The sequence below is a fragment of the Mycobacterium paragordonae genome, assembly GCF_003614435.1.
GTDB classification, from domain to species: Bacteria; Actinomycetota; Actinomycetes; order Mycobacteriales; family Mycobacteriaceae; genus Mycobacterium; species Mycobacterium paragordonae.
Window position 1 is genome coordinate 6227084 of record NZ_CP025546.1, and the last position, 15135, is coordinate 6242218.

Genomic DNA, 15135 nt, shown 5'->3' on the forward strand with positions numbered 1-15135 from the left:
GCAAGCATTTCCGCAAACGCGACCGCCAAACCTCATCGGCCCGGCGGCGGCCCCGGGTCCAGCGGGCCGATCGGGTCGGCGCTGGTGTGTGTGCCCGTCTTTGGGCCGATGTCGGAGACCTGCCACCCGGAGCCCACCTTGTTGACGGTGACCTGCAGCAGGATGAGCGACACGCGCGACTTGGGGTTCTGCAGGTTTCGGGTGGTCTGCGCAGCCGACACCACCACCTGATACACCTGCCCGGGCTGGGCGACCGCATCGGTGGCCAGCACTTCACCCGAGGAGGTGACCTGCGCCTGCATCATGATGCCCTTGAGCAGTTCGGTGGCATTGACGTACTTGTCCTTGAGCGTCTGCGACACGCCCTCTTCGACCGAGCGGAAGAACGCGTCGGGATCCTCGAACGTGTAGGTCAGCGACTTCAGTGCGTAGTCCTTGGCAAGCTTTGCTGCGGCGTCGCGATCCGAGTCGGCCCGCCGCACGGCGGCCAGTTCACCGGTCACGGTCCGGTACTTGTCGAACCCGAACCATCCGCCCGCGACGACCGCCAGCAGAGCCAGCACCACCACCCAGGATCGCTTGCCGCGCAGGCGATTAGGCGCAGTCTCCGCAGCGGTCTCGGTGGTCTCGGCCGGCTCGGTCGCCTCGGCCGGCTCGGTGCTCTCGGTGCTCTCAGAGCCCTCCCGGGCCTCAGCCACCTCGTCGACCATCTCAGCCTCGTCAATCAACGTGTCACTCATCGGTGTCCTTCCGGGACGTTCACCTGCACGCGAACTCCGCCTGCATCGCTGAAAGTTGATTCCCACACGTCGACGAAGTGCCCTGCGTCGACCTTGAATCCGCGCAGTGGCGCGGTCGCCGGCTCCAGTGCCGCCGCGAAGGTGCTCAGCGGCCCCGACAACATGTCGAGGTACTGCTTGAGATTGGCCACCAGAGTGGGGACCGGGGCTCCGGGGGCGAACACGCCCTCGCCGGTGTGGGCATACGCGTCGACCTCGCGAGTCAGCCTGGCCAGCGCCAAGATTGAACTGGGCAGCCGCTCGCCGCTTCTGCTGAGCACTCCGCCGACGTCCTGATCGCTGATGTCGGTGGTCAGCGTCGCGAGGTTGCCGAAGAGTGCGGCAAGTACCTGCTTGTTGTCACGTTCGATCCTGGCTGCCCCACCGGCGGTGGCGGCAAGCGAGTCGATGGCAGCGTCGTTGCCCGAGAACACCTGCGACACCGTGCCAACGATGTTGTTGACGTAGGTCGGGTTGAGCACCGAGAGCAGCGCATTGGCCTTGTTGAGCAGATCACTCACGGTGACGGCGGGTGCCACCCGCTCGGCCGGAATCACGGTGCCGTCGCTGAAATAGGGCGGCGCAATGTGTTTCGGCGTGAAGTCGATGTACTGTTCGCCCACCAGTGAGAGGTTCTGGATGCTTATCGCGCTGTCCGCGGGAATCGAATGTCCACGGTCGAGGTCGATCGACACCTTCAATCCGCCCGGGGTGGTGCGGATCCCGCTCACCTTGCCCACCCGGATGCCCCGCATGGTCACCTGCGAAGTCGGCATCAACCCACCGGAGTTGTCCAGCAGCAGCGTAAGCCGGGTGGGCTGAGCGGTCGGCTCCACCTTCAGCACTCCGAATGTCAGATACCCCGCGCCCAGCAGCGTGGCGACCACGATAATCACTACGGTGATCCCGGCATTGAATTTCATGGCAGCATCCCCATTGTCCGCATCGCCGCAATCGCCTCGTCCGCCCGCGTTGCGGGGCTGACCGACACGCTGAGCCGCGGACCACCGTTGCTGTAGAAGGGGATCAGCTTGTCGCGGATCAGCGCGATCATCTTGTCGGCCATCGCCGGCAGGGTGGTGTCGGCCGACGCGATGGTCTTCACCGTCGGTGTGATGTAGGAGAGCATCTGCAGCAGGTCAGGTGTGTTGGGCACGAGAAGCTCCCCGCCGTAGCGTCCCAGGTCCTGTGCACACACCAGCAATTGGACGATGCTGGGCAACACCGCGGACATCGCCCGCAGCCGCACCGGCCCCTCGTTGATCAGGCGGTCGAACGCCCCGGTTTCAGCCAGCAATCCGTTGCTGACCCGCTCTGTGCTGGTGAGGATTTCGTCGATCTTGTCCTGGTTGGCGGCCAGGTCGCGCAGCATTCCGGCCAGCTTCTGGCGCATCCGGTCCAGCTCGGCGGGGTCCTTGGAAAAGGCGTTGTTGAAATTGGCGACCGATTCTTCCAGCGTGCTCAGTGACCCGCCGGACACCAGGGTCGACACCGAGCGCAGGATGTCCTCGACATTGTCGGCGGGGACGGTGTTGCGCAGCGGTATCGTGTCGCCGTCGTGCAAGTGGGAAGGCGCCGGATTCTCCGCCGGCAACAGCGCAATGTAGATGTCGCCCAACACGGTTGCCTGCCGCAGCTCGGCCCGGGTGTTCTGGGGGAGCTTGACGCTGTCGTTGACGTCCACGTAGGCGACCGCCGTGCTGCCCACCAACTGGACCCGGTCCAGCACACCGACCTGGACACCGCCGAGGTCCACCTTCGCCCTCGCCGGGAGATTCAGCACGCTGGAGAATTCAATCTTGATGCTGTACTTGCCGATCGGAACATAGGCGCCCGGCACCGGCAGCCGGGCCGGGTCGAGTGAGCAGCCCGACACCAGGCACGCACAGGCCACCCATGCCGCGACCAGCCAACGCCGCATCATGACGCCGCCCCGAGCAGGAGGTCGGTCAGCCCCAGGGTGACCGCGTCGGAGTTCGCGCCGGGAGCGCAGGCCGCCTCGGCGCCCGGCACGTTGCGCTGCCGCAACACGCTGCAGATCGTGTCGGCCTGCGACGGTGACATCGACACCTGCGGCGGGAGGTACGTGACATGGTGTGAGCCCCAAGCCGGTTGATACTGCGACGCAATCCAATTGGTGACCGGCGGCAGTGCGTTGATGAAGCCGACGATCTGCGGGGTATAGGCGGTCAGAACGTCCCTGAGCCAGGGAACCAGCTTGTCGCCGATGTTGTTGTACGCCCTGGGCCCGAACCGGTTCAGCGCATCGACCAGCAGGGGTAACGCGTGCCCGAGATGGGCCAGCGCGGAACCGAACCCGTTCGACAGGCCCTCGATCATGCGCAGGCTCTCGGGCAGGGTCTGCAGCACGGTGGTGAAGGTGTCCCAGTGCGCGAGCAGGTCGGAGGTGAGAATCTCACTGTTGGCCAGCAGTTGCCGGTATTCGGTATCGGCATGGTTGGGGTCGCCCACCAGGGTGACCAGATCCCGCAACGTCTGGTTGGTCTCCGGGCCGGTGCCCTCCAGGGAGCGGCTCAACGCGGCCAGGCTCTGGTTGATTGCCTGCGCGCCGGGCGCTTTCGCGGGATCCGGACCGTCACCCAGGATGGCGCCCGCGAGTTTGTCGACGGCAGAGAAGGTTTGACTGACGCTGATCGGCGTCTTGGTGGATTGCAGCTTGATGCACTGGGCGCCGGAGAACTTGGGGCCGCCGGCGTAGGGCTTGGTGAGCTCGACGTGCCGGTCGGCGACGATCGACTGCGAGTAGGTGAGGGCCCCGACATCGGCCGGCAACTCGAGGTCGCCGGGGACGGTGAAGTCCACCTGCACGTAGTCGGGCTTGTTCGCGATCGCGGTCACCGACCCCACGTCGATGCCCAGCAACTGCACCTTGTTCCCCGGGTAAAGCCCTACCGCGTCGCTGAATTCGGCACACAGTGCCCTGGTTTCCGGCGCCATCACTTTGGCGCCGGTGACCGCGACGGCGACGATTCCGGCAACCGCGGCGAACACCCCCACACCTATCCAGGTGGATCTCTTCCTCATATCAGCACTGCTTCACCATGTTGGGCAGACAGACAGCGGGGGCGCGGACCACCCGGTTGCTCTGGTCTACGACGACACCGTGCCCCTGCAACATCGGCAGCAACACATTGACGATCTGGGTCAATCCCTCGGTGGCCTTGCCCACCCGCTCCGGGTGCGCCACCAGTGCGGTGACGATGTCATCGATGCCGTTGACCGAAGGGGCCAACTCACGGTTGTAGAACACCATGACCCGGTCGATGATGCGGGTCAATTCGCCTAGGAGCGTGAAGAACTCGATGATGTCGACGGACTTCGAGGTATAACGCTGGCCTACTAACGCGAACTGCTCGATCAGGGCAGTGAGTTGCCCGCGTCCGGACGCGAACGCGCCGGCGGCGTCGTTGACGAAATCGACGCCGCGGTGGAAGTCACCGCTCATCTTGCTCAGCGAGCCGGTCAGCTCGTTGGCGGACTGCAGGATCTCGCGTAGAGCGTTGGGATATTTGTTGGTCGCGTTGGCCAGTTCGGTGAAGGTGTCGTGAATGACCTGGCCGTTGACGTCTCGCAGGAATGGGGTCACCGACTGGATGATGTCGTTGCCCTCGAACGGCGTCTTGACGCGCTGCGGCGGAATGACGTTGTGACCCAACGGAACACTGCCCTGCGGATCGAGAGCGATGTAATGACCGCCGAGGGGGGTCAGCAGCCGGATGTCCAGCGTCGTATCGGACCCGATGGCGACCGAGCGGTCGACGTCGAACGTCATCTCGACGAGCGTCCGGCTCAACCGCACGCCGGTCACCTTGCCCACCGGCACTCCGGCGACGCGGATCTCGTCACCGACGCGCACACCGCCGGACGTGGCCGAGTGCGCGGTGTAGCCGGCCTGGTCTGCCGGATTGACGTAAGCCAGCCCGGTGGTGACCAATGCGACCACGATGGCGAACACACCCACGATGCCGAGACGGCGGTTGCGTACCGCCTCGCCGCGATCGTCGAGCACGCGGCGGTTCCGCACGCCGATCATCGGCACACCACCAGACCCTGTTGGGCGAACGACACTTCACCGACACCGGGCAGCTGCAACTCGCCGTTGGAGCAGGTGAACGCCGGCCGTTCGTCATCGACCAGCGAGTCGCGCAAACCCTGGATCAGGGTGGGAGTCAGCGACAATCCGGCGATCACCGTGGGTGTCTGCGGGAACAGCCGCGTGGCCATTCCGTACAGCGGTGATGTCGAAGCGTCGAAGCCGCGTTCGGCGGTTTGCAGCACCCGGACCAGGCTGCGCATCATCGGCAGTTCAATATCGATCGAGGTGCGGAACTCCTCGGCCTTCGACGTGAAAGTCGCCAGCGCGTCGTTGAGCGCGTTGATGAGGTTGAACAGTTGCTGCGACTTGCCGCCGAGATCCCGGGACAGGTCACTGAGGTTGTGCAGCAACAGGGTGATGACGGCCTGCCGGTTGACGGCGTACTTGGAGATGGTGTCGAGATCGCGCAGCACCGGCCCGATCCCGGTGTCGTCGCCCTGGATCAACCGCAGCAGGTTCTCGCCGAACTGGTTGAGCTGAGCCGCGTCCAACGTCTGGAACACCGGCCGGAACCCGTTGAACAGCTTGGTGATATCGAATGACGGCACCGTCTGACCCAGGGGGATCATCGATCCGCCGGGCAGTCGCTGGCCGGCCCGGCCACTGGCGGAGGAGGTCTGCACCAGTTCCACGTAGCGCTGCCCCAGCAGGTTCTGGTAGCGCACGGCCGCGATGGTGTTGCGGTACAACGGATGTTCGTTTAGGGCACTGAACTCGACCCTGGCAGTGCGGCCTTCGAGCCGGATGCCCTCGACCTTGCCGACCTGCACTCCGGAGATGCGGACGTCGTTGCCCACGTCCAGCCCGGACACGTCGGTGAACGTCGCCGAGTAGTGCGAGACCGGACCGTCGACCGGACTCCGCAACGCGGTAACAAGCAGGACCGCGCACACGATGGCGACCGCGGTGAACACCGTCAGCCAAAACACCGGCCTGGCCAGCTTTCTCATGGGCGCGGACCCCCGTCCAGAGACACTTCGGTGCGCAACCGTACCTGACCGTCGACCACCGTCAGGGCCCCGTCCGCACGATCGACCAGGCTGGACAGCCGGTCGTAAGCGGGCGCCAGGCTGCCGGCGGCGAACGACGCCGGCACTCCGACGTTCATGATCGCGTTGACCATCTGCACGATCCACGTGCTGTTCTGTCCGGCGAGCTGACCGACATCGACCAGCAGCTGCCCGGTCTGCTGGAAGACCAGGTTGGTTCGCTCGATACCGCCGGGTCCCACGAGTGGGGTCAGCCCGTCCACCAGGTTGGTGCTCAGTCCGACCACCGGCAGCGCGTCGCCCAGACCGGTCACGAACGATGCCAGCACCGAAAGCGACTGGGCGACAGGCATGGTGTTGGTGTCGGCGATGATCTTCGCCAGGTCCGATCCGGCCCTGGCCAACGGCTCGACGATGTCAGCGTGCCGGCGCAGCACCTCGATGACGTGCTCGAACTCCGGGTTGTCGAAGCTGCGGCTCAGTTTCTGACCCTGACGCAGCAGCCCGGTGATCGACGCCGCCTGCACGTCGGCGCTCATCACCAGCGTTTGATTCGACCGCAGCGGAGGGCCGTTGCCGTCGCTGACGAGTTCCACTGCCGCCGTTCCGAATACATTCGACGAGGTGAACCTGGCCTTGGTATCGGTGGTAAGCGCCCCGGCCTGCCGCGGGTCGAGCAGCACCGTCATCCGTTGTCTGTTGTAGCCGACCGATTCCAGTTCCTTCACCGAGCCGATGGCCAGGCCGTGAAACTTGACCTCGGCGCCGGGGGCCAGGCCCTCACCGATGGTGTTGGCGATCACGGTGAGCTTGAATGTGTCGTCGTAGGTCCCCTGGGCGGTCTGGTAGAGCACGGTGCCGATCAGCGCCAGCACCACGGCAACGGCCAGGCCGCGGATCCTCAAGGTGGTTGCGGTCGCCCGTCTCGCGACCAGGTCTCTAATCGTCATGTGCTACCCCGACAACCGCAGGCCCGGATTGTTGCCCCAGAACACCAGCGTCAGCACCATGTCGGCGACGACCACCGAGATCAGGCTGGCCCGGATCGCGCGGCCCGAGGCCTGACCAACGCCCTCGGGACCACCGGCCGCGTAATAACCCTCGTAGCAATGGATTCCCACGATCAGCAACACGAAGATCGCCGCCTTGACCACCGAGAGCATCACGTCGGACGGTTGGATGAACGCGTCGAAGTAGTGGTAGTAGGTACCTGATGACTGATGGTGCACCACATTGACCACCAGGGAGCAGAACAGGTAACTCAGCACCAGTGACATCAGATAGAGCGGAATGATCGTGATGACACCGGCGACCACCCGCGGCGTCACCACATAGGGAATCGACGAAATACCCTGCACCTCAAGGGCATCGATCTCCTCGGAGATCCGCATGGAACCGATCTCGGCGGTCATCCGGGTGCCCGCCTGCGCGCCGAACCCGATCGCCGCGATCATCGGAGCCATCTCCCTGGTGTTGGCGTAGGCGGAGATGAATCCGGTCAGCGGGCCCATCCCGACCATGTCCAGGGCGGCATAGCCCTCGATGCCGACCGACGCGCCGATCGCGGCGCCCATGAACACCAGCACCCCCACCGTCCCGCCGCCGACGATCAATGATCCGTTGCCCCAGATCATGTCGACGAGGATCGCCCCGGTGTGGCGCCGGTAGCGGGTGACGGTCCGGGGTATCGCGCCGAGCGCCAGGATCAGAAAGCTGGCCTGGTGCCCGAGACGTTCGAACAGCGAGAGGCCCCGGTTGGCCGCGCCCAACGGCAGCCGCAGCGCCGCCGCGATTCCACCCGGCCGGTAAGTGGCCGGCCTGGCCACATACCCGGCCATCAGCCCACCTTCGTCGGCATGAGTGTGGTGACGAGTTCGGTGATCACCAGATTGAGCAGGAAGACAGCGACCACGCCCAACACGACGGCGGCGTTGACCGCGTCAGCCACGCCGCGCGGGCCACCCCGGGCCTCCAGCCCCCGTTGACAGGAGATGAGCGTCACGATCACGCCGAAGAGCCAGGTCTTCAGCAGGGCAACGACGAGATCGGCTGTGGTGGCGAAAGATCCGAACGAGGCGATGTAACTGCCCGGCGTGCCGGACTGGAAGCCGACATTGATCACGTATCCGGCCGACAGCCCCATGAAGATGATGAAGACGCACAGCAGCGGTGCCACCAGGATCATCGCCGCCAGTCGCGGGGTGACCAGGCGCTGCACCGGGTCGATGCCCATCACCCGCAGCGCATCGACCTCGTCCCGGATGCTGCGCGCGCCCAGGTCGGTGGTGACCGCCGCACCGGCCGCCCCTCCCAACAGCAGCGCGGCAACGATCGGCGCGGCCTGCCGGATCACTCCGAGACCGCCGGCCGCGCCCGATATCGACGTCGCGCCAACCTGCTGAATTACGCTGCCCACCTGCACCGCAACGATGACTCCGAACGGAATGGAGATCAGCAGCGCGGGAATCGCGGTGACGCTGACAATGAAAGCCGCCTGGTGCAGCGTGTCCCGCCACGGGTGACGTAGCCGGAACAGATCGGTGATCAGGTACAGGGCCGAGCGCACCGCCAGCTCGAAGAACCGGCCGAGCGTCTGCAGCGATCCGTCCGCCTTGCGCACGGCGCGACGACCGGCGCGGACAACCCGTGGAGCTCTGCGGCGGGGTGTGGCAGGCGCGGCCGACGTGACCGTCGGCGGGGGAGCCTCGATCACCGGATTCACCAGGCCACGTCCTTCCGCGGGCCGGCCGCAGCCGGGTGGGCAGAACAAAAAGACATGACGGTTCCCCGGGGATCAAAAGAAGGTTTGGGTCTAACTGACGTTGTTAGTGAGTTCGCACAGTACAACACCGCGCGTTATTAAAGCGAGTCCTAATCGTTATTTCTTCTGCGCAATACAAATCCATGTCAAACGCGTTGACATATCGCGTCGATTTTCAAATGTAAAGTTGTTTTACGCGCTCTCCATAAATCGTCGTTCAGGCCTGTCGCGTCAACTTTGAAAAGATTCTCGGCCAATTTCAGGCGAACCATGGTATAGCTGCCGCCGCGGGTTTAGGCTGCGCTACATTTACCGGTCCCCGACATTGGAGGTTGCCGTCATGGTGGAATCGCCCTCCCCAACGGCCCTGAATCCCGCCGCTTCTCTGGCCACATCCGCGGACGCGCTGCGCAGCGAGTACGACGTGGTGATCCTGGGCTCCGGTTACGGCGGCGCCATCACCGCCGCGCGCCTCGGGGTGGCTAATGCACGGGCCGGGGGGAAACTGCGCATCGCCGTCTTCGAGCGCGGCTCCGAGCATCCGACCGGCACCTTCCCGGAGACCGAGAAAGCTGCGGCAGCCGAACTGCGTTCACCGCTCAACCCGCTGGGACTGATCGAACTCGAACGCTTCAAGACCATTGACGTCATTCACGCGAACGGACTGGGCGGCACCTCGCTCATCAACTTCAACGTGGCGATCGTGCCGGACCGCGAGGTGTTCCTCGCGTCGTGGCCCAAAGAGTTTCAACGGCTGGTGGAGCAGGAGCGCGAGGGGGTCGGCGGCCTCGAGGAGTACTACGGACGGGCGCGGCGCATGCTCGGCGCGGTGCCCTACGCGGAGAACGTGCCGCTGCGTCGCGTCGACGCCTTCACCCAGATCGCCAAGAACGCCGGAGCCCAGCTACAGCTGCTCAACCTCACCGTCAGCACCGAGGACCGCGTCACCAAATACGGGGTGCAACGCCGGCGCTGCCCCAACCACGGCGGTGACGGAACCGGCGACAACACCGGCTCGAAGAACACCCTGATGACCAACTACCTGCCGATGGCGGCGCACTTCGGTGTCGAGCTGTTCGCCGGCATCGAGGCACAGCACGTCGAACCGACCGACGACGGCCGGTGGCGCGTCGTCACCCGTCGCACCGACGGCAAGAACAGCAAGGACACCGCCGTCATCGCCCGGCAGGTGGTGGTGTCCGCGGGAACCATCGGCTCCAACGGGATCATGCTGCGCTCCGGCAAGGCCGGGCTGCAGCTGTCCACCCGGCTTGGCAAGAACTTCAGCGGCAACGGCGACAACTTCGGCATCGCCTACAACACCGACATGCAGACCGACACCCAGACCTGGGCCACCACCGACGGCCCACCACGCTCGCTGCTGGCCTGCGGGCCCAGCATCACCGCCGCGATGCGCTTCGGCGCCGACCAGTCCGACCTGCGCAAAAGGTTCACGGTCCAGGATCTGTCGTTGCCCCGCGCGCTGATCGACAGCTTCCGCTTCGGGCTGATGGGCCTGGCCGCGACCAGCTACCGCGACTATCGCAAGGTCAAGCTCGACCGGTGGCGCCGCGACATCACGTTCAACACCGACGGCGCGATGAACCACTCGCTCGGCTTCCTGATCATGGTGCACGACAACTCCGACGGCGAGCTGGTGCTGCGCAAGAACGGCACCGTGCGGATCGACTGGCCCGGTGCACCGACCGAGCTCGTCTACAAGGACGTGGACGCGGTCATGCGGCCGGCCGTCGAGGCCATCGGCGGCACGTACATCAAGAACCCACGCTGGGACAAGCGGTTCCTGGGCAAGCATCTGATCACCGCGCACCCGATGGGCGGGTGCACCACTGCCGACAACGTCGACGCGGGCGTGGTCGACCATGCCGGTCGGGTGTTCAGGCCGGACGGCGGCACCTACGACGGGCTCTACGTGTGCGACGCGTCGGTGATCCCGCGCGCCATCGGCGTCAACCCGTTCCTGACCATCTCGATGTTCGCCGAGCGGACGGCCGAGTTGATGCGCGAGGAGCTCGGGCTGCCCGGTTATGACCCGTCCCTGGAAGGCGACGACCACGCCTGAGTAACCCGGGCACCAAAAAGCCGGCCGGGGAGATCGTGATCACCGCGGCCGGCTTTTGTTGTTGCCACTCAGGTGCGCAGCGCGAAGAAACCGATCATCTCGTAGTGGTCCCGCGGCAGGCGGAACAGGATCTTGCCCAGATACGTGCCGGGCACCACCTCGACCAGTTCGTCGCGGATGCTGCGGATGATGACGTAAGGGTTCTCCTTCACGTCGGAGTAGTCGATGACCATGACCTGGACGTCCGGGTCCAGTTTGCCGGCGTCCTGATAGGTCTTGAAGTCGAAGGCGAGCTTGCCGTCGGCGGCGTCCTTCATCTTGTACAGCGGCCACAGCAGCTTTGACGGCAGCTTGGCGTTGGAGGTCATCCGGTTGTCGCCGGTGCCGGCGGCCAGATCGAAACGCTTGCCCTGCCACGGCATCCACAGGCTGGTGACGAAGCGGGCCGCGGCGTCGACGACCTGATTGGTGGTGGTCATGACCAGGATGCCGTCGGTCGGTCCGTCCAGATCTCCCGGCGGGGTGCCCTTGCGGAAGATTGCGTCGAGTTCCGCCTCGGCTCCCGCGCTATCGGACTTCGCTCGTTCTTTGAGGTCGACGATCCATTGCCAGGCCTCCTGCGCCGCCTCCCGCTTTCGGAGGTCGGAGACCCGGGATTCGGTTGCTTCAATCGACATTTCATACCCTTATCTGTAAGCGGAGCGCGATGGCCCAGATGTTAACCCCGTCACAGCGGAATTGGAACAGCTTCAGCAAACTGAATCGCAGCCGTTTGTAATCGACAAATTCAACCGACGAATGAAAATTCGGCCCTCGTGTAAAGCCGATTGACAGGCGCCGGCTAAAGCCAGGTGTCGTCCGTGGTCGTGGTCAGAAACGCTTCCAGGTCGTCTCGCCATTGCGCCGGCGTCGTCTTGTCCGGCTCGATTCCGGTATAGGAACCGCGGTAGAACAGCAGCGGGCGCGGCTTGATCTGAGGCACCTCGGACAGCGAATTCACCGCGCCGAAAACCACGAAGTGGTCACCGCCGTCGTGCACCGACGCCACCGTGCAGTCGATGTAGGCCAGCGACCCGTCGATGATCGGCGATCCGAGTTCCGAAGTGTGCCAATCGATTCCGGCGAACTTGTCGGGCTCTCTGGATCCGAAGCGGGCCGAGACATGCTTTTGCGCCTCGGTGAGCACGTTGACGCAGAACCGTCCGCTGGCCTCGATGGCCTGCCAGGACCGCGACACCTTGGTGGGGCAGAACAACACCAGGGGTGGGTCCAGCGACAGCGCGGCGAACGATTGGCAGGCGAAGCCGATCGGCACATCGTCGTGCACGGTGGTGATGATGGTGATCCCGGTGCAGAACTGACCAAGCACGGAGCGGAACGCGCGCGGGTCAATCGGCGCAGCAGTCATTCCTGATCATTCCTGGAGGCTAGCCACGCATGCCGACGCTGAAGTCGTGACCCCACAAGCTCACCGCGGTGCTTTCCCGCGCAACCCAGTCGTCGTCCTGGACTTTCCTGCCCTCACAACCGAATTCGACGTCGAAGCCGCTCGGCGTCTTCATGTAGAAGGACAGCATCAGGTCGTTGACGTGCCGGCCCAGGGTGGCCGACATCGGCACCTTGCGACGCAGCGCCCGGTCCAGGCACAGGCCGACGTCATCGGAGTTCTCCACTTCGACCATCAGGTGCACGATGCCCGACGGCGTCGGCATCGGCAGGAAGGCCAGCGAATGGTGCCGGGGGTTGCAGCCGAAGAAGCGCAGCCAGGCCGGCGCCCCGTCGGCCGGCCGGCCGACCACCTGCGGTGGCATCCGCATCGAGTCGCGCAGCTTGAAGCCGAGCACGTCCCGGTAGAAGTGCAGCGCTTCGGCGTCGTCGCGGGTGGTCAGCACGACGTGACCCAGGCCCTGCTCCTCGGTGACGAACTTGTGCCCGTACGGGCTGACCACGCGACGGTGTTCCAGCGCGGCGCCGTGGAAGACGGCCAGCGGGTTGCCGGACGGGTCGTTGAACAGGATCATCTCGTCGACCCGGCGTTCGGCCAGTTCGGCGGCGGTGGCCTCCTTGTACGGCGTGCCCTCCACCTCGAGCCGGTTCCGGATCTCTTGCAGCCCTGCGGCATTGGCGCATTCCCAGCCGGCTTCGGCCAGCCGGTCCTGCTCGCCGGGGACGATCACCAGCCGGGCCGGAAAGTCATCCATTCGAAGGTAGAGCGCACCTTCGACCGTGCCTTTACCCTCGACCATGCCGAGCACCTTCAGGCCGTAGTCGCGCCAGGCGGCCATGTCGGTGGCCTCGATGCGCAGATAGCCCAGTGACCGGATGCTCATCTCGCACCTCCTAAGAAATCGATGGTCAGTTTGTTGAACTCGTCGAACTTCTCCACCTGAGCCCAGTGCCCGCACTGCCCGAACACGTGCAACTGAGCCCGCGGAATGGTTTTCAGCGCCACCAGGGCGCCGTCCAGCGGGTTGACCCGGTCTTCGCGGCCCCAGATCAGCAGCACCGGCTGGCGCAGCTTGTACACCTCGCGCCACATCATGCCGAGCTCGAAGTCGGCCCCGGAGAACGACATTCCCATCGCCCGGGTCGCCTGCAGCGACTCCGGCGTGCTGGCCAGCTCGAAGCGCTGGTCGATCAACTCGGGGGTGATCAGCTTCTGGTCGTACACCATGACGCGCAGGAATGCCTCGAGGTTCTCGCGGGTGGGATCCATGGAGAACTTGCCCAGCCGCTTGACACCCTCGGTGGGGTCGGGCGCGAACAGGTTGACACTCAGACCGCCCGGCCCCATCAGGACCAGCTTGCCGGCCCGGTCCGGGTAGTCCAGCGCGAAGCGCACCGCGGTGCCGCCGCCAAGTGAATTGCCCACCAGCGGAACGCGTCCCAGCTCCAACTGGTCGAACAGACCCTTGAGCGCCCGGGCCGCGTACCGATTGAACTGCCCGTGCTCGGCGCGCTTGTCGGAATGCCCGTAGCCCGGCTGGTCGACGGCCAGCACGTGGAACTGCTGCGCCAGGACCGCGATGTTGCGCGAGAAATTGGACCAGCTCGACGCGCCGGGGCCGCCGCCGTGCAGCAGCACCACCGTCTGGTCGTTACCGACGCCCGCCTCGTGATAGTGCAGTTTCAGCGGTCCGTCGACGTCGACTTCCGCAGTGCGCGAAGTGGATTCGAAGGTGACTTCTGCTGTGGCGGTCATACCATCGTGTCGCCGGGCGGCAGCCCGAACTCGTTGTTCCCGAAGATGACGTAGGCCCGCTCGGGGTCGTTTGCGGCGTGCACCCGACCGGCGTGCGCGTCACGCCAAAAGCGTTGCACCGGAGCGTCGCTGGCCAGTGCGGTGGCGCCGGATGCCTCAAACAGCCGGTCGATCGACGCGATCGCGCGGCCGGTGGCGCGTACCTGGTCGCGGCGGGCCCGGGCGCGCAGCTCGAACGGGATCTCCTTGCCGGCCGACAACAGCGCGAACTCGTCGGAGACGTTGCCGCTCAGCTGCCGCCAGGCCGCGTCGATGTCGCTGGCCGCCTCGGCGATGCGGACCTTGGCGAACGGGTCGTCCTTGGCCTTCTCGCCGGCGAACGCGGCGCGCACCCGCTTGCCCTGGTGCTCCACGTGCGCCTGGTAGGCGCCGTAGGCCATGCCCACGATCGGTGCCGAGATGGTGGTGGGATGCATTGTGCCCCAAGGCATTTTGTAGACCGGCGCGGTGTTGGTCTGATATCCGCCGGCGGTGCCGTCGTTCATCGCCTTGTAGGACAGGAACCGGTGCCGGGGCACGAAGACGTCCTTGACGACGACGGTGTTGCTGCCGGTGCCCTTCAGCCCGACCACGTGCCACACGTCGTCGATGCGGTAATCGCTGATCGGGATCAGGAAGCTGCCGAAGTCGACGGGGCGCCCGTCCTTGATGACCGGTCCGCCGAGGAAGGCCCAGGTGGCGTGGTCGCAGCCGGACGACCAGTTCCACGACCCGTTGACCAGGTAGCCGCCGTCGACCACGACGCCGGCGCCCATCGGGGCGTAGGACGAGGAGATCCGGGTCCGGGAGTCCTCACCCCAGACCTCTTCCTGGGCCTGCTGGTCGAACAGCGCGAGGTGCCAGTTGTGCACACCGAGGATCGAACTCACCCAACCGGTGGAACCACACGCGCTGGCCAGCCGGCGCACCGCCTCGTAGAACAGGGCCGGGTCGCACTGCAAGCCGCCCCACTGCTCGGGCTGCAGCAGGGTGAAGAAGCCGACCTCATCCAGTTCCGCAACGGTCTCGTCGAGCAGGCGACGGCGGTCTTCGGTGGCCTGAGCGCGCTCCCGGATCCGCGGCAGCAGATCATCGATGGCAGCTAGGACCGTCTGCGCATCACGCTGTTGAATAGTGGTCACTGACGTATGCCTCCTGGGAGTGC

General features: G+C 65.4%; 15 protein-coding genes. 1 reads left to right on the top strand and 14 read right to left on the bottom strand.

Going from position 1 to position 15135, the window contains the following annotated elements; translation table 11 throughout:
- Positions 1 to 32: 32 nt before the first annotated feature.
- From C0J29_RS27765 to C0J29_RS27805, 9 genes are read right to left on the bottom strand one after another with little or no spacing between them, the layout of a single operon-like run.
- Entirely contained in the window at positions 33 to 740 is a 708-nt protein-coding gene (locus C0J29_RS27765; RefSeq protein WP_120794203.1) for a hypothetical protein, read from the bottom strand.
- A complete protein-coding gene (locus C0J29_RS27770) occupies positions 737 to 1702 on the bottom strand; it encodes an MlaD family protein (protein ID WP_120794204.1) in 966 nt (321 codons plus the stop codon). The genes C0J29_RS27765 and C0J29_RS27770 overlap by 4 nt, the downstream gene beginning before the upstream one ends.
- On the bottom strand, positions 1699 to 2703 hold the full coding sequence (locus tag C0J29_RS27775) for an MlaD family protein (RefSeq protein ID WP_120794205.1): 1005 nt from the start codon (positions 2701 to 2703) through the stop codon (positions 1699 to 1701). The genes C0J29_RS27770 and C0J29_RS27775 overlap by 4 nt, the downstream gene beginning before the upstream one ends.
- A complete protein-coding gene (locus tag C0J29_RS27780) occupies positions 2700 to 3824 on the bottom strand; it encodes an MlaD family protein (RefSeq protein WP_120794206.1) in 1125 nt (374 codons plus the stop codon). The genes C0J29_RS27775 and C0J29_RS27780 overlap by 4 nt, the downstream gene beginning before the upstream one ends.
- A gap of 1 nt (position 3825) precedes the next feature.
- Positions 3826 to 4833: an MlaD family protein gene (locus tag C0J29_RS27785; protein WP_120795006.1), complete on the bottom strand. Its 1008-nt coding sequence runs from the start codon at positions 4831 to 4833 to the stop codon at positions 3826 to 3828.
- Positions 4830 to 5846 carry an MlaD family protein gene (locus C0J29_RS27790; RefSeq protein ID WP_120794207.1) on the bottom strand — a complete coding sequence of 339 codons (1017 nt, stop codon included), beginning with the start codon at positions 5844 to 5846 and terminating at the stop codon, positions 4830 to 4832. The genes C0J29_RS27785 and C0J29_RS27790 overlap by 4 nt, the downstream gene beginning before the upstream one ends.
- Positions 5843 to 6835, bottom strand: a complete 993-nt coding sequence (locus C0J29_RS27795; protein WP_065047486.1) for an MlaD family protein — start codon at positions 6833 to 6835, stop codon at positions 5843 to 5845. Before C0J29_RS27795 ends, C0J29_RS27790 begins: the two co-directional genes overlap by 4 nt.
- A gap of 3 nt (positions 6836 to 6838) precedes the next feature.
- A complete protein-coding gene (locus C0J29_RS27800; protein ID WP_120794208.1) occupies positions 6839 to 7723 on the bottom strand; it encodes an MlaE family ABC transporter permease in 885 nt (294 codons plus the stop codon).
- Entirely contained in the window at positions 7723 to 8610 is an 888-nt protein-coding gene (locus tag C0J29_RS27805) for an MlaE family ABC transporter permease (RefSeq protein ID WP_120795007.1), read from the bottom strand. Before C0J29_RS27805 ends, C0J29_RS27800 begins: the two co-directional genes overlap by 1 nt.
- Before the next feature lie 376 nt (positions 8611 to 8986).
- Here C0J29_RS27805 and C0J29_RS27810 point away from each other — a divergent pair, with 376 nt between their 5' ends.
- Positions 8987 to 10729 carry a GMC oxidoreductase gene (locus C0J29_RS27810; protein ID WP_120794209.1) on the top strand — a complete coding sequence of 581 codons (1743 nt, stop codon included), beginning with the start codon at positions 8987 to 8989 and terminating at the stop codon, positions 10727 to 10729.
- 68 nt (positions 10730 to 10797) lie between these two features.
- On the opposite strand, the gene C0J29_RS27815 is transcribed toward C0J29_RS27810, so the two are convergent.
- From C0J29_RS27815 to hsaA, 5 genes are all read right to left on the bottom strand, one after another.
- Positions 10798 to 11406: a hypothetical protein gene (locus C0J29_RS27815; protein WP_065163920.1), complete on the bottom strand. Its 609-nt coding sequence runs from the start codon at positions 11404 to 11406 to the stop codon at positions 10798 to 10800.
- A 164-nt stretch (positions 11407 to 11570) separates the two neighbouring features.
- A complete protein-coding gene (gene hsaB, locus C0J29_RS27820) occupies positions 11571 to 12137 on the bottom strand; it encodes a 3-hydroxy-9,10-secoandrosta-1,3,5(10)-triene-9,17-dione monooxygenase reductase subunit (protein WP_065047479.1) in 567 nt (188 codons plus the stop codon).
- Between the two features lie 19 nt (positions 12138 to 12156).
- The gene (hsaC, locus tag C0J29_RS27825) at positions 12157 to 13059 is read right to left on the bottom strand and encodes an iron-dependent extradiol dioxygenase HsaC (protein ID WP_065047477.1); all 903 of its coding nucleotides are present in this window, start codon (positions 13057 to 13059) and stop codon (positions 12157 to 12159) included.
- Entirely contained in the window at positions 13056 to 13931 is an 876-nt protein-coding gene (hsaD, locus tag C0J29_RS27830) for a 4,5:9,10-diseco-3-hydroxy-5,9,17-trioxoandrosta-1(10),2-diene-4-oate hydrolase (protein WP_065047475.1), read from the bottom strand. Before hsaD ends, hsaC begins: the two co-directional genes overlap by 4 nt.
- A complete protein-coding gene (hsaA, locus tag C0J29_RS27835) occupies positions 13928 to 15112 on the bottom strand; it encodes a 3-hydroxy-9,10-secoandrosta-1,3,5(10)-triene-9,17-dione monooxygenase oxygenase subunit (protein ID WP_065047473.1) in 1185 nt (394 codons plus the stop codon). Before hsaA ends, hsaD begins: the two co-directional genes overlap by 4 nt.
- Positions 15113 to 15135 lie beyond the last annotated feature (23 nt).

Coding starts and splice junctions, on each gene's coding strand:
- C0J29_RS27765 (WP_120794203.1), bottom strand. CDS start 740: ATGAGTGACACGTTGATTGACGAGGCTGAGATGGTCGACGAGGTGGCT.
- C0J29_RS27770 (WP_120794204.1), bottom strand. CDS start 1,702: ATGAAATTCAATGCCGGGATCACCGTAGTGATTATCGTGGTCGCCACG.
- C0J29_RS27775 (WP_120794205.1), bottom strand. CDS start 2,703: ATGATGCGGCGTTGGCTGGTCGCGGCATGGGTGGCCTGTGCGTGCCTG.
- C0J29_RS27780 (WP_120794206.1), bottom strand. CDS start 3,824: ATGAGGAAGAGATCCACCTGGATAGGTGTGGGGGTGTTCGCCGCGGTT.
- C0J29_RS27785 (WP_120795006.1), bottom strand. CDS start 4,833: ATGATCGGCGTGCGGAACCGCCGCGTGCTCGACGATCGCGGCGAGGCG.
- C0J29_RS27790 (WP_120794207.1), bottom strand. CDS start 5,846: ATGAGAAAGCTGGCCAGGCCGGTGTTTTGGCTGACGGTGTTCACCGCG.
- C0J29_RS27795 (WP_065047486.1), bottom strand. CDS start 6,835: ATGACGATTAGAGACCTGGTCGCGAGACGGGCGACCGCAACCACCTTG.
- C0J29_RS27800 (WP_120794208.1), bottom strand. CDS start 7,723: ATGGCCGGGTATGTGGCCAGGCCGGCCACTTACCGGCCGGGTGGAATC.
- C0J29_RS27810 (WP_120794209.1), top strand. CDS start 8,987: ATGGTGGAATCGCCCTCCCCAACGGCCCTGAATCCCGCCGCTTCTCTG.
- C0J29_RS27815 (WP_065163920.1), bottom strand. CDS start 11,406: ATGTCGATTGAAGCAACCGAATCCCGGGTCTCCGACCTCCGAAAGCGG.
- hsaB (WP_065047479.1), bottom strand. CDS start 12,137: ATGACTGCTGCGCCGATTGACCCGCGCGCGTTCCGCTCCGTGCTTGGT.
- hsaC (WP_065047477.1), bottom strand. CDS start 13,059: ATGAGCATCCGGTCACTGGGCTATCTGCGCATCGAGGCCACCGACATG.
- hsaD (WP_065047475.1), bottom strand. CDS start 13,931: ATGACCGCCACAGCAGAAGTCACCTTCGAATCCACTTCGCGCACTGCG.